The 18,510-nt window shown below is 65.5% G+C and carries 15 protein-coding genes, 1 tRNA gene and 2 pseudogenes; 7 read left to right on the top strand and 11 right to left on the bottom strand.

The window, feature by feature from the left end; all coding sequences use genetic code 11:
* Window positions 1-115 precede the first annotated feature (115 nt).
* A complete protein-coding gene (locus tag M1E01_RS17985) occupies window positions 116-934 on the bottom strand; it encodes an A/G-specific adenine glycosylase (protein WP_457975013.1) in 819 nt (272 codons plus the stop codon).
* Between the two features lie 295 nt (window positions 935-1,229).
* On the bottom strand, window positions 1,230-1,682 hold the full coding sequence (locus M1E01_RS17980) for a hypothetical protein (protein WP_457972875.1): 453 nt from the start codon (window positions 1,680-1,682) through the stop codon (window positions 1,230-1,232).
* Window positions 1,683-1,952: 270 nt separating this feature from the next.
* Between M1E01_RS17980 and M1E01_RS17975 the strand changes: the two genes are divergently transcribed.
* Complete coding sequence (locus M1E01_RS17975) at window positions 1,953-2,654, top strand: hypothetical protein (RefSeq protein WP_457972874.1); 702 nt, start codon at window positions 1,953-1,955, stop codon at window positions 2,652-2,654.
* A 22-nt stretch (window positions 2,655-2,676) separates the two neighbouring features.
* Here M1E01_RS17975 and disA read toward each other — a convergent pair whose 3' ends face one another.
* On the bottom strand, window positions 2,677-3,753 hold the full coding sequence (gene disA / locus M1E01_RS17970; protein ID WP_457972873.1) for a DNA integrity scanning diadenylate cyclase DisA: 1,077 nt from the start codon (window positions 3,751-3,753) through the stop codon (window positions 2,677-2,679).
* 382 nt (window positions 3,754-4,135) lie between these two features.
* Here disA and M1E01_RS17965 point away from each other — a divergent pair, with 382 nt between their 5' ends.
* Entirely contained in the window at window positions 4,136-5,749 is a 1,614-nt protein-coding gene (locus M1E01_RS17965) for a peptide chain release factor 3 (protein WP_457972872.1), read from the top strand.
* 105 nt (window positions 5,750-5,854) lie between these two features.
* Window positions 5,855-7,075: a beta-ketoacyl-[acyl-carrier-protein] synthase family protein gene (locus M1E01_RS17960; RefSeq protein ID WP_457972871.1), complete on the top strand. Its 1,221-nt coding sequence runs from the start codon at window positions 5,855-5,857 to the stop codon at window positions 7,073-7,075.
* Between the two features lie 80 nt (window positions 7,076-7,155).
* Here the strand turns inward: M1E01_RS17960 and radA are convergent, their stop codons facing one another.
* The 5 genes from radA to M1E01_RS17935 all read right to left on the bottom strand — a co-directional run bounded on the left by radA (window position 7,156) and on the right by M1E01_RS17935 (window position 13,472).
* Window positions 7,156-8,529: a DNA repair protein RadA gene (gene radA / locus M1E01_RS17955; protein ID WP_457972870.1), complete on the bottom strand. Its 1,374-nt coding sequence runs from the start codon at window positions 8,527-8,529 to the stop codon at window positions 7,156-7,158.
* Between the two features lie 57 nt (window positions 8,530-8,586).
* Entirely contained in the window at window positions 8,587-9,711 is a 1,125-nt protein-coding gene (locus tag M1E01_RS17950; protein ID WP_457972869.1) for an FUSC family protein, read from the bottom strand.
* Between the two features lie 149 nt (window positions 9,712-9,860).
* Entirely contained in the window at window positions 9,861-10,934 is a 1,074-nt protein-coding gene (locus M1E01_RS17945; protein ID WP_457972868.1) for a glycoside hydrolase family 16 protein, read from the bottom strand.
* 440 nt (window positions 10,935-11,374) lie between these two features.
* A complete protein-coding gene (locus M1E01_RS17940) occupies window positions 11,375-12,784 on the bottom strand; it encodes an aldehyde dehydrogenase family protein (protein ID WP_457972867.1) in 1,410 nt (469 codons plus the stop codon).
* Window positions 12,785-13,001: 217 nt separating this feature from the next.
* Window positions 13,002-13,472 (bottom strand): DUF3040 domain-containing protein, encoded by a 471-nt coding sequence (locus M1E01_RS17935; RefSeq protein WP_457972866.1) that lies wholly within the window; start codon window positions 13,470-13,472, stop codon window positions 13,002-13,004.
* A gap of 248 nt (window positions 13,473-13,720) precedes the next feature.
* Between M1E01_RS17935 and M1E01_RS17930 the strand changes: the two genes are divergently transcribed.
* Window positions 13,721-13,793: transfer RNA gene (locus tag M1E01_RS17930), tRNA-Lys, on the top strand.
* A gap of 84 nt (window positions 13,794-13,877) precedes the next feature.
* Entirely contained in the window at window positions 13,878-14,180 is a 303-nt protein-coding gene (locus M1E01_RS17925; protein WP_457972865.1) for a hypothetical protein, read from the top strand.
* A gap of 30 nt (window positions 14,181-14,210) precedes the next feature.
* Here the strand turns inward: M1E01_RS17925 and M1E01_RS17920 are convergent, their stop codons facing one another.
* On the bottom strand, window positions 14,211-14,417 hold the full coding sequence (locus M1E01_RS17920; protein WP_457972864.1) for a hypothetical protein: 207 nt from the start codon (window positions 14,415-14,417) through the stop codon (window positions 14,211-14,213).
* A 461-nt stretch (window positions 14,418-14,878) separates the two neighbouring features.
* Between M1E01_RS17920 and M1E01_RS17915 the strand changes: the two are divergent.
* Window positions 14,879-15,086: pseudogene (locus tag M1E01_RS17915) on the top strand (Hsp20/alpha crystallin family protein); the annotation flags it as partial.
* A gap of 508 nt (window positions 15,087-15,594) precedes the next feature.
* Window positions 15,595-15,807: a DUF2905 family protein gene (locus tag M1E01_RS17910; RefSeq protein ID WP_457972863.1), complete on the top strand. Its 213-nt coding sequence runs from the start codon at window positions 15,595-15,597 to the stop codon at window positions 15,805-15,807.
* A 20-nt stretch (window positions 15,808-15,827) separates the two neighbouring features.
* Here M1E01_RS17910 and M1E01_RS17905 read toward each other — a convergent pair.
* Window positions 15,828-16,851: pseudogene (locus M1E01_RS17905) on the bottom strand (DUF808 domain-containing protein).
* A 117-nt stretch (window positions 16,852-16,968) separates the two neighbouring features.
* On the bottom strand, window positions 16,969-18,474 hold the full coding sequence (locus M1E01_RS17900; protein ID WP_457972862.1) for an NAD-dependent succinate-semialdehyde dehydrogenase: 1,506 nt from the start codon (window positions 18,472-18,474) through the stop codon (window positions 16,969-16,971).
* Between the last annotated feature and the right edge of the window lie 36 nt (window positions 18,475-18,510).

The following is an 18,510-nucleotide window of genomic DNA, read 5'->3' as shown; positions in this document are numbered from 1 at the left end:
CCGCCACGCGGTAGAGCGTGTCCTGCGGAAAGTGGTGCAGACATCGTTATGGCCGGCGGGGCGGCGGACACCGATCTGTGACCGGCTGGCCCGGGAGCTGGGCGGGTTCCGCCTGTTATGCCGGCAGCCTGTACCCGCCCTGGTGGAGCTCGGCGAGACCGTCCTCCAGAAGCCCGGACAGTGCCCGTTCGAGCTGTTCGGGGGCCGTACTCAACCGGTGCAGTGCTGCCAGCGGAACCGCGATCCCGGAGGGTTCGAAGCCGAGGTCGGCGGCGGGCCGCTGGAACATTTCCGGCGGCACAGGCGCATCGGCAAGCCTGAGCACGGCCACCACAGCTCCCCGGACCTGCCGGTCGGTCCCGTGCCACGCCTGTCCTTTCGGCCTGTACGACGGCGGCGGCTCGCCGGCCGCCCGCCAGGCGCACCTGCCGCGCACCGGACACACGGAACACTTCGGCGCGCGGGCGGTGCAAACCAGGGCTCCCAGCTCCATGACAGAAGCGTTCCACCGCACGGAAGCGCCGTCGTCGTCCGGCAGCAGCCCGGCGGCAAGGCGCATTTCCGCGGCTGTCAAGGCGGGAGCGGGGAGAGCCGCGCCAGTGAAGAGACGGGCATGAACGCGCCGGATGTTGGTGTCCACCACCGTTTCGCGCCGGCCAAAGGCAAAGGCGGCGACGGCCGCTGCCGTGTAGCTGCCAACGCCTGGAAGGCCAAGGAGTTCCTTGTAGTCCGCCGGGACCTTCCCGCCGTGGAGCTCGCCGATGGCAACTGCCGCAGCATGGAGCCGGAGGGCGCGCCGGGGGTACCCGAGGCGGCCCCAGGCGCGGACGGCTTCCCCCGCAGGCTCGCGTGCCAGGTCAGCCGGTTCCGGCCAGCGGCGGAGCCACTCTTCCCAAATGGGCAGAACGCGCACTACGGGAGTCTGCTGGAGCATGATTTCACTGACCAGAACGCCCCAAGGCGAGCAGTCCGGCGACCGCCATGGCAGGTCACGGGCGACGGCTGCGAACCACTTCGCCAGGGACTTGTGGACGTCGGCCAGCGCAGAGCTTTCAGTCAGCACAGAGCCTTCAGTCAGCACAGCGCTTTCAGTCAGCACAGAGCCTTCAGTCAGCACAGCGCTTTCAGTCAGTGCGGAGCGGGCATCCGTGGGTGCGGCGGGGTGATCGGTTGGAGTTTTGATGCCAACACTCTAGTTGAATCCCGCGTCGGTTAGCGGAACGGGACCCTTAGCTGGCCTCCTGCCGGACGTCCGGACCCGTCTCCACCCGCGGGCGGAGGCGTTTCACGTGTCCATGAACGGTCTCACCGCCCCGGCCGTTCGGAGCCGGCACGGCAAGGGCAACCACGAAGCTGGCACCTTCCGGATCCACGGACCTGATGGTCAGGCTGCGTGTCCCTTCCGGAATGGAAGGCGCAAAGAACTGAAGCTGCCGGGAACCCACCGTGGCAACCTCGTCCAGCTTGTACTCCGTACCGAAATGGTCATGGACGACGATGTCCGGTGTTTTCGGCTTGGTCCCTTTCTTCGATGCAAGATGCAGATGCAGGTTTACCACGATGCCCGTGTTCCAGATTTCCACGGCCAGTACCGTGAATGCCGTTCCCTGGCTCTGATGCTTTCCAAAGGTCAGGGGCAGCAGGACCCGTTCAAGGTGGCCGCCAGACAGATGCTCGACCATCAGTGGTTCCTCCCTACTCGACCCGATAAGTGGTAACCGGGATTCAATTTTAGTAAGCCAACTGATGGTTGTCACGGGAAATCGTGCAACAAATTAAGCATCATTATCGGACTGCTCCGGCGTGGTGGCGCCCAGGGGTCGCAGCCGGTACCTAGCCTAGAAACACGCGAGGCCTGGAAGCGCGGCGGGACGGTTCCGGCAAGTGCCGGGACACCCTCCGGCAACCAGTGACCGCGCAGGCAAGCAACCACTCGATGGGGACGACGAGCAGTGCAAACACCGCCAGGCAAGAAGCAGCCAAGCAAGCAGCAACCGGGCAAAAAGCCAGCCGGCAACGTCAAGCCAAGCGGCGCCAGGCCCGGCGCGGCGCGCAAGCCGAGCGCCGCAGTCTATCGCCGCCGTCGGCTGTTCGCCGGCGGGGCACTCCTGCTCGTCGTGGCGCTTACGGCAGGCGGTGTTGCCACGGTCTCGGGTGCGATGAACGCGAAGAGCGAGCAAGCCTCCTCAACCCCGCCAGAAGGCGCCGGAGCGACCGGGGGCCAGGCGGCTCCCTCGGCTACTCCCGCCGCAACGCCGTCGGTATCACCAAGCTGCGACCAGAAGCTCGTGACCGTCACCGCTGCTACCAACAAGACCGCTTATGGCGCGGGCGAGAAGCCTCTGCTCACCTTGAAGGTGGCCAACGGCGGGAAGCTGCCGTGCAAGGTGAACCTCGGGACGTCGCAGATGGAGTTCCTCGTCACCAGCGGGTCTGACCGCGTTTTCTCGTCCAAGGACTGCCAGGCCGAGAGCGAGGACCTCATCAAAACCATCGCGCCGGGCAAAAGCGAGACTGCGAATTTCCCCTGGCCCCGCAACCGCTCAGTGCAGGGCTGCGAGGAGATTGCGGATGATGTTGGTGCCGGCTACTACGTCTTCATTGCCAAGCTCGGTCCCAAAGTGAGCCCGCCGGCGGTTTTCCAGCTGGGCTGACGCCCATGAGTCACGACGGGATTTAGAGGAAGCGGTCCAGGAGGCTGGCCTCGGCCATCCGGCTGAGCCCTTCGCGGACGGTCCGGGCGCGCTGATCGCCGATGCCGTCTACGGTCATGAGGTCATCGATAGTAGCTGCCATCAGGTGCTGCAGGCCGCCGAAGTGGTCCACGAGCCGGTCGGCCACAGCCTTGGGAACGGCCTTAAGTCCGGACAGCAGGCGGTAGCCCCTGGGCTGCACCACGGCGTCGAGGGTTTCCACGCCGCCGGCGAAGCCGATGATGCCCGCAATCTTGCTCAGGTCGATCAGCTCGGTGGGCCCGAGGCTCAGGAGGGCGTTCACGGCGCCCTCGATGTCCTCCGGCGAGGCGTTGGGGCCCGCGTAGTCGCGGATGATGATGTCGCTGCCCGGACCGCGGCCCACGGTGAGTTCGTCCAGCTGGAGGGACAGCAGGCGGCCGTCCTCGCCGAGCTCGAGCACATACTGGGAAATCTCCTCGGAGATACGCCGTACCATCTCCTGGCGCTGCAGCGTTACGGCAACGTCCCGGACCGTGACCATGGCCTCGATCTCGAGCGCGGACAGGGAGCTGGTCACCTGGTCCAGCCGTGACCGGTAGCGTTCCAGCGTTGCGAGAGCCTGGTTGGCGCGTGCAAGGACCTTTTCGGAGCCCTCCAGCACGTGGCGCAGCCCATTCACGTAGAGGGCGATGATCTGCATGGACTGGCTCACCGAGATGACGGGAACGCCGGTCTGGATGGCTACGCGCTCGGCGGTCCGGTGGCGCGTGCCGGATTCCTGAGTTTCGATGCTGGGGTCAGGAACCAACTGCACAGCGGCGCGGAGGATGTTGCCGGCATCTTTGTCGCAGATAATGGCACCGTCCATCTTGGCCAGTTCGCGCAGCCTTGTGGGGGAGAAATCGATGCCGATGTCAAAGCCGCCGGAGCAGATCGAGTCGATGGTCCGGTCCGAACCCAGGACGATCAGTGCGCCGGTGCGGCCTCGGAGAATGCGTTCCAGCCCGTCCCGCAGCGGTGTTCCCGGGGCCACCCTCCCCAGAGTCGCCTTCAGCGATTCTTCCGGGCTCCGAGCCATGGACTTTCCCTTCAAAGTGCAGGCGGGGCCCGCAGGTATGCCGGTTTCCATCGTCCGCCGGCAGGATTAAAAAGTGCAGGGTTTCCCGCACGCTCCATCCTAGACGTAGATTACCCCAACAACCGCACGGGCAAGCCTCAAAGTGCCCCATCAGGAGCCTCCGGAAAGGCCCTCCTGAGTACGTCTGACGGCGGTCCTTGCGGAGGCGTTTTGGCCCCGCTTTCCGCGGGGCTTCCGGCCCTGCGATAAACTTAAACCCTTGGCTTGCGCGCCCTGCAGCCGTCCGCAGTCCCGATTCCAGAACTGTTTCCAGGAATGCGGTTCACGAAAAATTCCTTTTCCACCTTCAGGATCCTCCGCAGATCCGAGCGAAAGTAGCACCGTGTCCCAAGAAGTCCTCAGCCCCGCCCGGGTCCAAGAGATCCACAAGCAGGCGTCCCGGCGCCGGACCTTCGCTGTCATCTCGCACCCCGATGCCGGCAAGTCCACGCTGACCGAGGCCCTGGCCCTGCACGCCAAGGTCATCGGCACGGCCGGTGCCTCCAGTGGCAAGTCCAACCGCAAAGAGACGGTGTCGGACTGGATGCAGATGGAAAAGGACCGCGGCATTTCCATCAGCTCCGCGGCGCTGCAGTTTTCCTACCGCGACACCGTCATCAACCTGCTGGATACCCCCGGCCACGCGGACTTCTCCGAGGACACCTACCGTGTGCTCGCCGCCGTCGACTGCGCCGTCATGCTCGTGGACGCCGCCAAGGGCCTTGAAACGCAGACCATGAAACTGTTCGAGGTCTGCAAGCAGCGCAACCTGCCCATCATCACGGTCATCAACAAGTGGGACCGGCCGGGCCTGGACGCGCTGGCCCTCATGGACGAAATTACCGAGCGCACCGGGCTGCTGCCCATGCCCCTGACCTGGGCCGTGGGCATCTCCGGCGACTTCCGCGGAGTTTGGGACCTGCGCAACGACAGGTTCGCGCGTTTCCAGCGGAACAACGCCGGCGCCAGCATCGCCCTTACCGAGTACTTCACGCCCGAAGAGGCCGCCGAAAGCCAGGGCGACAACTGGACGGACGCCGTCGACGAAGCCGGTCTGGTCATCGAATCCAACCTTGCCTTCGACGTGGAGAGCTTCCACGCCGGTAAAGCCACTCCCATCCTGTTCAGCTCCGCTGCACTGAACTTCGGCGTGAAGGAACTCCTTGACGCCCTCGTGGACTTCGCCCCGCCCGCCGCGCCCCGGCCCGACATCGCTGGCAGCCCGAGGCCCGTCGAGTCGCCCTTTTCCGGTTTCGTCTTCAAGGTCCAGGCGGGAATGAACAAGGCGCATCGGGACCACGTCGCCTTTATCAGGGTCTGCTCCGGTGTGTTTGAGCGCGGCATGGTGGTCACCCAGACGCGCACCGGCAAATCCTTCGCCACCAAATACGCCCAGCAGGTGTTTGGCCGTGAGCGGGAAGTGATTGACGAGGCCTTCCCGGGCGACGTCGTGGGCCTCGTGAACGCCTCATCACTGCGGGTGGGGGACAGCCTCTTCCTCGATGAACCGGTGGAATTCCCGGCCATCCCGCTGTTCGCGCCCGAGCATTTCCAAGTGGCCCGTTCGAAGGACCCCAGCCGGTTCAAGCAGTTCCGCCGCGGCATCGAGCAGCTCGAACACGAGGGCGTCATCCAGGTGCTGCGCTCCGACCTGCGCGGAGACCAGGCGCCGGTGCTTGCCGCCGTCGGCCCCATGCAGTTCGAAGTGGTCGAGGACCGCATGGCGCATGACTTCAGCGCACCTATGCGGCTGGAACGACTGCCGTACTCCATGGCACGGATTACGACGGCGGACGCCATGCCGGCACTGGCAAACGTGGTTGGCGCTGAAGTGCTGCTGCGGTCGGACGGCGAGTACCTTGCCCTGTTCAACGACGTCTGGGCGCTGCGCCGCATCGAGAAGAACCACCCTGATCTCACCCTGGTGCCGATCGGAACGCACAACCCCGCCAAATAGCGGCGCAATCCAGGTGCCGTCCTGTTTCGAATAACCGCTGACCGAAATTCCCTCACCCCAGTGTCACTGGGGCTTGAGTCCACTTCCAGGAAACAAAGGTGTGCCATGTCTGCTGTATCCCGCCGCGCGGTCGTAACCGGAGCGGGCACACTGAACCCGCTCGGGTCCACTGTTGCCGAGACGTGGGCGGCCATGCTCGCCGGCACCTCAGGCATCGCCGCGCTCGAAGAAGACTGGGCGCAACTGCTTCCGGTACGGATCGCAGGGCGGGTCACGGCCGACCTGTCGAAACTGCTCACCACCCGTGAGTTCAAGCGGATGGACCGCTGCGGGCAGCTGGCCCTCGTCGCCGCGCGGGAAGCCTGGACCCAGGCCGGAACCCCCGGCGTCGACCCCGAACGGCTCGCCGTCGTCATCGGCTCCGGTTACGGCGGCGTGGACACCATGCTCGCCCAGACCCGGGAACTGGACACAGGCGGCCCGCGGAAGGTCTCGCCGCATACTCTCACCCGGCTCATGGTCAATGGACCGTCCGCCTGGGTCTCGATCGACCTGGGTGCCCGCGGCGGGGCACGCACCCCAGTCAGCGCCTGCGCGTCAGGCGCAGAAGCGATTGCCCAGGGCGCCGAAATGATCCGCTCCGGTGCGGCCGACGTCGTGATTGCCGGAGGCGTTGACGCCTGTGTCAATGACCTGTTCATCAGCGGCTTCGCCCAGATCCGCGCCCTTTCCACACGCAATGACGATCCGCAGGGCGCGTCGCGTCCCTTCGACCGGGAGCGCGACGGCTTCGTCCTCGCCGAAGGCGCCGCCATTGTGGTGCTGGAGAGCGAGGAGCACGCGCGCTCCCGCGGTGCGGAAATCCTCGGCGCGGTGGCAGGCGCGGCCGTCACCTCGGACGCGAACGACATCGTGGCCGCTGATCCGGACATGCAGCGCCGCGTTATGGAAAAAGCCCTTGCCTCGGCCGGCCTCAGCGGCGCCGACATCGGATTCGTGCACGCGCACGCCACCTCCACGCCCGTGGGTGACCGGCTCGAGGCGCAGGCCATCAAAGCTGTGGCCGCGGAAGGCGTGCCGGTGACCTCGACCAAGTCCCTGACCGGCCACCTGCTCGGCGGCGCAGGCGCCCTCGGCGCCATCGCTACCCTGCAGGCCCTGCAGACCGGCGATCTGCCCGGCACCTGCAACACCAGTGACGTCGACCCCGAGGTGGACCTCAATGTTCTTACCGGGACGCAGCACGGCAGCACGGCGACGGCCGGACTCGTCAATGCGTTCGGCTTCGGCGGCCACAGCGCGGCGCTGGTGATCACCCGCGACTGAGGCTGCCCGCCGCTGCCGGGGAGCTCCCGCGGGCTGCCTGGAGGCTCCCGCCGGATTGTTTCGTGCTCCGGCGGGTACGGCTAGTTGATCAGCAGGCTAAGCGCCTCGGCCAGGTGGCCGACCTCCCGCACTGAGAACCCGGGGGGAACGGGGCCCGGGCCGTTGTGGCTGGACGGCACGACGGCATGGGTAAAGCCCAGCCGGTGGGCTTCCTGAATGCGCTGGTTGATGCCGGGCACCGGGCGCACCTCGCCGGCCAGGCCCACCTCGCCAAACGCTATGAGGCGCTGCGGCAGGGGCTTCTTGGCCTTCGCTGAGGCAACAGCGAGGGCAACAGCGAGGTCCGTGGCCGGCTCGCTGAGCTTCACGCCGCCGACCGTGGCCACGTAGGAATCGTCCTTGTGCAGCAGGCAGCCGGCCCGCTGTTGGAGAACGGCCAGCAGCATGGCAACGCGGGAGCTGTCCAGGCCGCTCGTGGCCCGCCGGGGCTGTGAGTTGGGGCTTTCGGCCAGCAGCGACTGGACCTCGGCCAGCAGCGGGCGCCGGCCTTCCATGGTCACGGTGATGCACGTGCCTGAGACCGGATCCTTGGTCCGGGTAACGAACAGCCCGCTGGGATCGGCGAGTCCGACGATGCCGTCTTCGTTCAGGTCGAAGCAGCCGACGTCGTCCGTGGGCCCGTAGCGGTTCTTCACCGCCCGCAGCAGCCGCAGCCGCGAGTGGCGTTCGCCCTCGAACTGGCAGACGACGTCGACGAGGTGTTCGAGCAGCCGGGGGCCGGCGATGGAGCCGTCCTTGGTTACGTGCCCCACCAGCAGGGTTGTCATGTTGCGGCGCTTAGCGGCGGCGATGATGGAAGCCGCAACTTCCCGCACCTGGGAGACGCCGCCGGAGCTGCCTTCGACGTCTGCACTGCTCAGGGTCTGGACCGAGTCCACGATGAGGAGTTTGGGCTCCACCTTTTCCACCTGGCCCAGGGCCTGGCCAAGGTCGGTCTCGGCGGACAGGTAAAGGGTGTCCGCGATCGCGTCAATGCGCTCTGCCCGCAGCTTCACCTGGGCGGCAGATTCCTCTCCGCTGACGTACAGGACGCTCTGGCCCGTGCGGGCAAATTTGGCGGCTACGTCCAGTAGCAGGGTGGACTTGCCTACGCCCGGCTCCCCGGCCAGCAGGATGACGGCGCCGGGCACCACACCGCCGCCAAGGACGCGGTCCAGCTCGGCCACGCCGGTGGGCAGGAAGGCGGCCGTGGTGGCGTCCACCTCAGCGATGGGGCGGGCAGCCTCCAAGACTGTGGTTGCCGCCGTCGTGCGTGCCACTGCCGTGCCCGTTTCCTCAACAGTGCCCCACGCCTGGCACTCCCCGCAACGGCCCACCCATTTGACTGTGGTCCAGCCGCATTCCGCGCACTTATAGCCCGGAGCTTTGGCGGTCCGGGATGTCTTTGTAGCCATTGCTCCACACTATCCGGCGGGTACGACATTCCTGCCGCGCGTGTCAGCCGGCCGACGCTACAGCGGGGGCAGGATGTCACGTGCCTCGCGGGAATCGACGCCGGTGGCCTCGAGCAGGTCCACCATCAGCGGCCGGAACAGCATGACCACGGTCTCGCCCTCCAACCGCTCCACTTTCAGCATCCGCGGATGCAGCCGGCCCGCAATGGCGCTCAGCTCAACCCTTGCGGTGCGCAGATGCGTGCGCCGGACGCCGTCGTGCACTTCGGCCAGCCCGAGCGAGAGCTCATCGATGGCGGCAGCGGTCTCCTGCAGCACCTCAGCAATGTTCTCTACTGCTTCATCCGAGAGGGCGGCGTGATTGATGGCGCTGGTCAGCCGGCGCGCAAAGACCCGGCTGTTGCGAAGCGCCAGGTCGATGAAGTCCAGCGATTGCTCCAGCCGGTCGAGCTCGTCGCGGTGCCTGCGGTACGCCGGCGCAAGCGTGGCCACTTCCCCCGATGCCCTCAGCGACTGCCGCATCCTGTCCACGAGCGACTGGCAGTTCCGGCCGCGGACCAGGGCGTGCCAGGCCTCGGTGGAATCACTGTTTGTCAGGGCAGAGGAGCATTCACGCAGCACCTCCGCCAGTTCGTGAAGCAGCTTCCTGACGTCCTTGCGCGGCTCCTGCCGCGGATCCTTGGGCATCAGGATGGTCACGAGCAGGGCAAACAGGCCGCCCACAACCGCATCGATGCTGCGCGTGAATGGCCCGCCGGGCGGCGCCGGCAGCAGCACCACGAGCAGGGACTGCAGGCCCAGCTGCGTGGTGAAGATGGTGCCGCTGTCCAGGAACCGTGCCAGCAGGATGGAAAAGAAAAGAACGACGGCGGCCTGCCAGATCCCGGCCCCCAGCCAATGCAGCAGGAGGTCACCCACCGCGATCCCGATGGTGCAGCCCAGGCCTACCTCCATGACCCTGCGCAGCCGCGGGTCCCGGGAAAACCCGAGGGCGATCAGGGACGACGTGGCCGCGAACAGCGGCCCCGAATGTCCCAGGACGTACTCCGCGAACGCGTAGGCCCCCACGGCGCAGACCGTCATTTGAATGGCAGGCACAAGCGAGTTGCGGCTGCGGACTATTCCCGATCGGATCCGTCCCCGCAGGAAGCGCTTGCTTGCGGAAAGTCCAGTCTGGGCCATGGCTTCAGTCTATTGCCGGTGCTCCGGCCCATGCGCGAACGGACACTTGGGGCCCTACCTAAAGCGCGAGCGGACACTTGGGGCCCAACCTCCGAGGGCCCCAAGTGTCCGTTCGCGCAGTCTTGCTGTGATGTAGTGCCGGGCGCTGCCTACTTGTAAACGCGCACCCAGTCGACGTCCATATGAGAGGGTGTTGTGGCGCCGCCGTTGGGGAACCAGTCCAGCTGGATCGTCTGGTGCATGGAGACGTTGGCGATGTTCGCCGGGGTCGTGTCCTCGTACCACTTCACGCCGTCGATATAGCCGGTGATCTTCGTCGGAGACCACTCCACGGCGTAGTTGTGCCACTGCCGGGTGTCGATCGCCTTCTTGGCGTAGGTTTGGACCTTGCCGTTGCCAGGGCAGGCGATGTGGTTGAAGAAACTCATCCGGCCCGGGCCGTTGTTGCCCTCGGCGTAGTCAATTTCCCAGCATTTGCCGTTGTAGGCGTCAGCGGAGTTGTCCGGCCAAAGGATAAGCACCGGATGGTACTGCGGGTCGTTGTGGGCGACCCTCATGCGGGTCTCCCACTTGCCGTACTTCTGCCGCGCGAACTTGGCCGACATGCCGCCGGTCTTGCCCGCCGCGTCGCCCTTGATGGTCAGCGCGCCGCCGCCAACGGTGACGGCATCGCGGGAACGCAGGCCCTTGCCGGCATGGCCTTTGCCGTTGTAGACACTCCACTTGGCGCGGTCCGGCACACCCGTGTTGGAGAACTCGTCACCCGCAACGACGGGGCCCCATCCCAGCATGGTCGCGGCCTGGTTTCCGCTGCCGCTCGCAGCTGCGGGGGCAACATTGGCAGCAGGAACGGCCTTGGCCTGTTGTGCGACTGAGGTCTTCGCCGCGGCGGGTTTGGGTGCTGGGGCCGGCTTCGGTGCGGTTACGGGCAGAACGGCCGGGGCAGGCGCCGGGGCCGCAGCCGGCGCGGCCGGCTTCGCCACAGGTGCGGCAGCGGCCTTGTCAGTGGCCTTAACCGCGGACTTTGTTGCGGCTGCTTTCGGTGCCGGCGCGGCAGCCTTCGGGGCTGCTGCCGCCTTAGTGGGCGCCGCAGGGGCGGTTGCGGCCGAAAGTCCCGCTGCCGCCGCCTCCGGGCCGGCTCCGCCGCCCGTCGGGGCGAGGCTGCATCCCGTGAGGGAGAGCGCGCCGAGGGTAAGTACTGTGGCGAGTTTCTTATTGAGCAAAGGACCCCTCCGGGCATAGACAGGCGCATGCGTCACCACACGGGTGGTGCTGCATGCCTGAAGCTTTCAGTCCCTTCCGAGGGACCCGAGCAGCCTTGTGCCGCTCGTTGCATCCGGACCCAGTGACAGGCATCCGGGGCCCGGTTTCGGGCCTGACCCTCAGGGCCAGGCAGCAACGTTACTAATTCGTAATATGGGCTGCAAGCCGGAAGGGCTCTCGGAGATGGAGCTGAAGAGGGGCGGATATCCGCGCTTTTTCGCTGTCCCACCTGCGTAAACGTTCCTGCCGGCAGCGTGCGGAAAAGCTGCGCCGATGTGATCAAGGTCTCACTGGCGGGAAGGGCTGCAGGCCGGGTGGCCGGCCGGGTGCAGAAACCTGCCCGTACGGGAAGAGCCGCCGTCGCGTAATGCGACGGCGGCTCTTGAGTTCGGGTGGCAGCTCAGCCGTTGATGACCTGCGGGACGCCCAGGGCCTTCAGGCCTTCAACGCCGAATTCCAGGCCGTAGCCGGACTGCTTGGCTCCACCGAAGGGGATGCGGGGGTCCACGGCGCCGTGTCTGTTGATCCAGACCGTGCCGGCTTCGATCCTGGCGGCGACCTCGCGTGCGGTAGAGAGGTTGGAGGACCAGACCGACGCGCCGAGCCCTACCTCGAGGGCGTTGGCCATTTCCACTGCCTCGTCGATGGTGCTGTAGCGGATGATCGGCAGCGCCGGGCCGAACTGCTCCTCGGCCACCAGCGGGTTGTCGTTGTCGATGTCCGCGACGAGCGTGGTGGGGTAGAAGAAGCCGGGCTGGTCGGCGTCGGGGTTGCCGCCGAGCAGGATGCGTGCGCCGCCGGCGCGGGCGGCGTCCACGAGGTTGGCCACGACGTCGAACTGGGCTTTGTTCTGCAGCGGGCCGAGGACGTTGTTTTCGTCGAGCCCGTTGCCCATCGGCATCGCCGCGGCAACGGCCGTGAGTTCTTCGCAGACTGCGTCGTAGATGTCGTCGTGGACGTAGAGGCGTTTCAGGGCCGCGCAGGTCTGGCCGGTGTTGAGGAATGCGCCCCAGAAGATGTCTTGGGCGATGGCCTTGGGGTCGGCGTCGGGCAGGACGATGCCGGCATCGTTGCCGCCCAGCTCCAGAGTGAGGCGCTTGACAGTGTCCGCGGAGGACTTGATGATGGCCCGGCCCGCGGCGGTGGAGCCGGTGAACATGATCTTGCCGATCGCGGGGTGCTCGGTCAGCCGGGAACCGACCTCTCGGCCGCAGGACACAGCGGCGAGGATGCCTTCGGGCAGCTCCTCGTTCAGGACCTTGACCAGGGCAAGGACGGACAGCGGGGTGTTTCCGGAGGGCTTGACCACGACGGCGTTGCCCATTCGCAGTGCCGGGGCGATCTGCCAGACGGCGATCATCATGGGCCAGTTCCATGGACCGATGGCGCCCACAACACCGATGGGCCTGTAGTGCAGCTCGGCGCGGGTCTCGCCGTCGTCCACCAGGGTCTCCGGTTCCAAGGGTAGTGTGGCGGTCGCACGGAGCCACGCAACACACGCGCCGACCTCAAAGCGGGCGTTGGGACCGTTCAACGGCTTGCCCTGCTCGCGGGAGAGCAGCTGGGCGAGCTCTTTCGCAGAGCGTTCGACGGCGTCGGCCGCCTTGAGCAGCGCAGCGGACCGGGCGCCGTGGCCCAGGGCTGCCCACGCCGGCTGGGCAGCTACGGCAGCGGCGACGGCCTCCTCCAGGTATTCAAGATTGTGGACGGGCGCTTCTCCCACCGCTTGCCCGGTTGCCGGATCAAGGATGGTCCGGGTGGGGCCGGACGCGGGGGTGATGGACGCAAGCAGCGCATCGTAGGTTTCCAAGAGTTACTCCACTTCGAGTAGGCAAGGGCGCCAGCCGGATGGCTGAGCGGGTTGCTTCCCAGTGTGGAGTACTGACGCCGCCGTCTCTTGTCATTTTGCGCAGGGCCCTTGACGCTGGGAGAACAGCACTTGGAAGGGTGGGGTCAACCTGCATCAAGGCGGAGGGCACTCCGGGCACCCAGGGCACTCCGGGCACTCCGGGGATGGTGATGCGATGTCATGGCGGCTCTTCGTCTTGGTACGGGAAGATGCCGCTGAGGAACCAGTAACCGGATGCAACCATCAGGAGGAAGCCGATGACTCCGATGAGGGTGAGCTTTGTGATGATGCCGGCGACGACTACCGCAAACCCGGCTAAAGCGCCCATGACGCCGTAGATGATGCGGGCTCTGGACCTGCTGCTGGTGAATCCTGACTGCAGTTTCCGGGCCAGATCAGGGTGTTCTGCCGCCAGTTCTTTTTCCAGCCTTTCAAGGCGGCGGCGTTCTTCATCGGACAGCGCCATGGGAACCTTCATGCGCGGGGAAATGCATCGGGGGGTGAGCGCCCGGAACGCTCCAAACCTGCCACGATGGCGAACGCACCCTGTCTCCTGCACCATGTTCTGGCTGTCGATACCGAACATCATCTGATACGGAACATTATCGATCTTCGGGTCGCTGAGGTGGTAGAAGCGGATTGCCTTCATGGCCCGTAGCTTGGTGGCCTGCTCAGCACCGGGATGTATCACCGGTCCATGGGTGGCGTGTGCGGGCGTTCAGCGTTAAATTCAATCTAGTAGTCCCTGTGCCAGTCCCCGTGCGCCAGCTCAATGCACCAAGGGACGGCGGCACCAAGGGACCGCGGGATTTTGGCGACAGCCGGGAGGGCACCATGGCGTTCAAAAGTAGCTGACGTCGTGGGAATTATCCGCTGGGAACCCTGAAGGGCTGTCGGGCACCTGTAGCTCAGCTGGCAGAGCAGTGGACTTTTAATCCTCGGGTCGTGGGTTCGAATCCCACCGGGTGCACAGTATGTGGACAACGTCATGTCCTCAAAATATAGGGATGGACAGGACTGGGCGACCGCCCTAAGTCCTGAAAGGGGGTGTGCAGTGAATGATGAGGCCCGGCCCGTTGCCTACACGGCCGTGGAGAGGGGGACGCCGGTTACCTCCCAGTCCGGACAAACGTTTGGAACCCTGGAACGCGTCCTGGATGACGGCAAAGGGAATATTCTGCACGGCATCGTTGTCAAGACCCGCCGGGGCCTGAGGTTCGTGGCCAGGGACTCCATCGAGCTGATGACAACCAGGCAAATCCGATGCCTGCTGACCGACGAACAGGCCGGTGAACTGCCGCCGGCCTCAGCCGCCCGCCGGATGAGGACCAGGCAGTGGTTACGGCGGCGGGCGTAGCACCGCCGTCCCTGTTTTGTGCAGATGGAGCTACACGCCGGGGGACTGCGTTCTGTTGGCCTGAATCCATGGGCTGATGGTTTCTTGGAGCCAGCCGGGTGACTGGCCGAGCCTGTAGTCAGGAGTGGGCAGCTTCCCTCTGTTCAGCCAGACGCGGATAAGGCCGACGTCATGGCCGGTCTCCCGGGCCAGATCGGCGTAGCCCAGGAGCGGGATTGTTGGTTTTTCTTCTGTCATTACCGTGCTCCTTCCCGCGCCGGCGGACGCCCGGGGTTTAGTTAATCGGAAGTGACAGTATCGGAAAACGACATCTCCGGGGCAGCCTCATCATCGGCCTGTACCCAGGCAGTGAAATCCGAATACGACATGAACGAGTAGAAGTCACAGAACCTCAAACGCAGTTTCTCGTGCTTGCACACGCCCTGAACAGCTCCTCCTTATCTTTCCTCATAAGTTGACACCTCCATTGTAATGCCGCGTTACAGGCTCTGCAATGGCGCATAACAGGGGGGAGCGCGGATTCCCTTAGTGCCTTCCTTGGCCTGGCTTCTTCCCGGCTAGGTGGTGCCCGGAAGGCATGGGGGTGTTGCGCCGTTCATCGTTGATCGGCGCGAACCTCTTGTCATTCGATGGTCCAGGTGCTAATAGACCTGTATCAACCGATACAGATCTGACCACTTGATGATCAAGGAGGGTATGAACTGATTGCTGCGGAACGACCGCGCGGCGTGTTTAGCCGCCAGCTGATCCGAGCTGATCCTGGGCGACACGCTCGATACGGACAACGTCAGAGCCGTTTACGAGGCCGGCGTCCTGACGCTGCGCATCCCGGTCGCGGAGAAAGCGCGGCCGCGAAAGATCGAGATCAGCTCCGGGGCTGGCGCGCAGCAACAGATCAACGCCTAGCAGACAGGGGCGGATGCCAAACCAGGTCCTGCCTTCGCACAGGCGGGACCTGGGCAGAGGCAGCCTTCCTCCGGGATAGGAGAGAAAGGAGATACGGTCCATGACGATCCAATACATGGACGAAGTCTTCGCCTCCCATGTGGACCGTGGACTCGAAGCTGCAAGGATGCGCCTCGAACCCAGCAGCCTGGGTCGGGACCAGGGCGAGACAGAGAAGCATTCCCGAGCCATGGTGGAACATATTCTCTCTGGAGCCAGAACGTGTCACTGCCGTTACGGCCGAACTGTTCGCCGAGGCGCTTGCCGTCGCGAATGCCGTCCGGCGAGCCCAAGGGCGGGGACCGGTTACCTCCATTCGAGCCCGGGACTTCCGGGAAATCCTGAAGGACATGGTCGACTGCGTCGTGGAGCAGTGATAACCGCCAGCGTGCTTGTTGTGACGGGCAGTTGGAGGATGCGCTGCACAACGTTTGGCTGCCTGAACCGGGAAGTGTAAAGGTGGTGTGTGATGGGCCGTGACCTGGGTCCGTTGTTTGTTGGTGTCGGGGTGCTGGTAGTCCTGGTGGGAGTGCTGGCATGGAACGGCTGGCTGTCGTGGTTCGGCCATCTGCCAGGAGATGTCCGAATCGATCGCGGAAACCTCCGGGTTTACTTCCCTTGGGTGTCCATGATCGTGGTTTCGGTGGTCGTCAGCATCGTCATTTCCCTGTTCCGCCGTTGACGTTGCGTAGCGGGTACGGGCTAAGAGGCGGGATCGTCGTTTCGTTTCGTCGGGCGGTAGCCGGCGACTGCGGCGCGGAGGTCGCCCTCCTCGTGCCCGCTCTTCCCCTTGCCGAACGGCAACACTTTGAGCAGCGGATGTACGACAGCCATGACGCCGATGCCCCACGCGAGTCCGATGACGGCCGAGCACAAGGTGTTGACGAGCCAGGCCAGGAAGCCGCCCACGGCCGGGAGCCCGATGAATGGCTTCTCAAGGACATGGACCAGGTCATACGGGGCATGCCAGCCGAGGTCATATGCTCCCTGGAGCATGATGTGACCACCAACCCAAAGCATGGCGATCGTCCCGATGAAGGTTATCGCGGCCAGCACGGCGGGCATTCCCTTGACAAGCAACTCGCCGACGCGCTTGGAACCCGCGGAGTTCTTAGCGGCCAGATGCAGGCCGATGTCGTCCATTTTGACGATCAGTGCGACGGCGCCGTACACGAGCACCGTGATCGCGAGCGCCACGACGACCAGGATAACGGCTCTGGACAACAAGGAACCTTCGGCCACCTCGTTCATCGAGATGACCATAATCTCGCAGGACAAAATGAAGTCAGTGGTGATGGCGCCTTTAATGACCTTGGCCTCCGCCTTCGGGCCACGCTCGACCGCCGGCGTTTTTTTCGGCCTCGTGATGGCCGCGGAGCTTGTGCCATACCTTCTCTGCACCCTCGTAGCAGAGGTAGGTGCCCCCCAGCATGAGGATGAAGGGGATGGCTCCTGGGATGAAGGCGCTGACGAGCAGCAGTGCCGGCAGGATGATCAACAGCTTATTCCGGAGTGAGCCCCAGAAGATCTTCTTGATCATTGGCAGCTCGCGGGACGGGTCGGCCCCGGATACGTACTGCGGGGTAACGGCGGCGTCGTCAATCACCACGCCGGCGGCCTTGGCCCCCGCTTTGGCGGCCCCGGCGGCGACATCGTCTACCGAGGCGGCCGCTATCCGGGCCAAGGCTGCGACGTCGTCCAGCAGGGCGACGAGACCGCCGCTCACAGATCGCTCCCGTACTGCTCCGAGGCGGACGGCTGGGCGAGGGTGCTTCGGTCGAGGCGCGTAATTGGCATATTCGGAGTATATGGTGCCCGGCAGCCGGTAGGGGGAAATGGCGAGCTAGCCGGCGTAGGGGTCGGCGATGCCGATGTATTGGGTGGTGGTGTATTCGGCGATGCCTTCGGTGCCGCCTTCGCGGCCGAGTCCTGATTGTTTGACGCCGCCGAAGGGTGCGGCGGCGTTGGAGATGACGCCGGCGTTGAAACCGACCATGCCGAATTCGATCTGTTCGGCGACGCGCAGCAGGCGGTTGAAGTCGCGGCTGTAGAGGTAGGAGGCCAAGCCGTATTCGGTGGCGTTGGCTAGGCGGACCGCATCTGCTTCGGTGCTGAAGGTGGTGACCGGGGCGACGGGGCCGAAGATTTCCTGGCGGAGGATTTCTGCGTCGTTGCGGACGCCGGCCAGGACGGTGGGCTGGTAGAAGTACCCGGCGCCCTCCACCGGTGCCCCGCCGGTGAGGGCCACTGCTCCGGCGTCGACGGCGGCCGTGACGAGGGCGTGGACGTCGTCGCGGGCGCCGGCGTCGATCAGGGGGCCGACCTGGGTGGCGGGGTCGGTGCCGCGGCCGGTGTTCAGGGCGCCCATGGCGGCGGCGAACTTGGCGGTGAACTCCTGGGCGACGGACTCGTGGACGAGGAAGCGGTTAGCGGCGGTGCAGGCCTCACCCATGTTCCGCATCTTCGCGGCCATGGCACCTTCGACGGCGGCATCGAGGTCTGCGTCTTCGAAGACAATGAAGGGTGCGTTGCCGCCGAGCTCCATCGAGGTGCGCAGGACGTTCTGAGCGGCGTCGGCGATGAGGTGCTTGCCGACGGGGGTGGAGCCGGTGAAGGAGACCTTCCGCAGCCGGGAATCCTTCAGCAGGGGACCGGAGATCCCGGACGCTGAGGAGGAGGGCACCACGTTCAGGACCCCGGCGGGCAGGCCGGCGTCGAGCATGGTCTGCGCGAAGTACTGGGCGGTGAGCGGGGTGAGTTTGGCGGGTTTCAGGACCATGGTGCATCCGGCGGCGACGGCGGGGGCGACTTTGCGGGTGGCCATGGCCAGCGGGAAGTTCCAAGGGGTGATGAGCAGGCACGGGCCGACGGGTTTGTGTTGGACGAGGATCTTGTTTTTGCCCTCGGGGGTGGTGAGGTAGCGGCCGTAGTCGCGGACGGTTTCTTCGGAGAACCAGCGCAGGAACTCCGCGCCGTACGTGACTTCGCCGCGGGCTTCGGCCAGGGGCTTGCCCATTTCCAGGGTCATCAGCAGCGCGAAGTCCTCGGCGCGTTCGGTGACCAGGTCGAAGGCGCGGCGCAGGATCTCGGCCCGCACCCTTGGGGCGGTGCGGGCCCAGGAGGCTTGAGCGGCGTCGGCCGCATCCAAAGCGGCTAGGGCGTCTTTGCTGGTGGCCGAGGCCAGGGTGGCGAGTACGTCCCCGGTGGCGGGGTCGTGGACGTCGAACGTGCCGCCGTCGGAAGCGTCCCGCCACTGCCCGCCAATCAGCAGGCCCGTAGGCACGGACGCGAGAAGCTCAGCCTCGCGGGCGGGGGAAATGGCAGGGGAGATTACGGGCGAAGCAGTCATGCGGGAGTCTCCTTGGGAGTAAAAGGTCTGAGGGGA

The organism is Arthrobacter sp. D1-17, assembly GCF_054130535.1.
Note: the sequence above shows the minus strand (reverse complement) of the source record. Positions and strands in the feature narration are given on the sequence as shown.

Excerpts from the sequence above, each read along its gene's own strand:
- M1E01_RS17985 (WP_457975013.1), bottom strand. The coding sequence starts at position 934 with ATGCTCCAGCAGACTCCCGTAGTGCGCGTTCTGCCCATTTGGGAAGAG.
- M1E01_RS17980 (WP_457972875.1), bottom strand. The coding sequence starts at position 1,682 with ATGGTCGAGCATCTGTCTGGCGGCCACCTTGAACGGGTCCTGCTGCCC.
- disA (WP_457972873.1), bottom strand. The coding sequence starts at position 3,753 with ATGGCTCGGAGCCCGGAAGAATCGCTGAAGGCGACTCTGGGGAGGGTG.
- M1E01_RS17960 (WP_457972871.1), top strand. The coding sequence starts at position 5,855 with ATGTCTGCTGTATCCCGCCGCGCGGTCGTAACCGGAGCGGGCACACTG.
- radA (WP_457972870.1), bottom strand. The coding sequence starts at position 8,529 with ATGGCTACAAAGACATCCCGGACCGCCAAAGCTCCGGGCTATAAGTGC.
- M1E01_RS17950 (WP_457972869.1), bottom strand. The coding sequence starts at position 9,711 with ATGGCCCAGACTGGACTTTCCGCAAGCAAGCGCTTCCTGCGGGGACGG.
- M1E01_RS17935 (WP_457972866.1), bottom strand. The coding sequence starts at position 13,472 with ATGAAGGCAATCCGCTTCTACCACCTCAGCGACCCGAAGATCGATAAT.
- M1E01_RS17920 (WP_457972864.1), bottom strand. The coding sequence starts at position 14,417 with ATGACAGAAGAAAAACCAACAATCCCGCTCCTGGGCTACGCCGATCTG.
- M1E01_RS17910 (WP_457972863.1), top strand. The coding sequence starts at position 15,595 with ATGGGCCGTGACCTGGGTCCGTTGTTTGTTGGTGTCGGGGTGCTGGTA.
- M1E01_RS17900 (WP_457972862.1), bottom strand. The coding sequence starts at position 18,474 with ATGACTGCTTCGCCCGTAATCTCCCCTGCCATTTCCCCCGCCCGCGAG.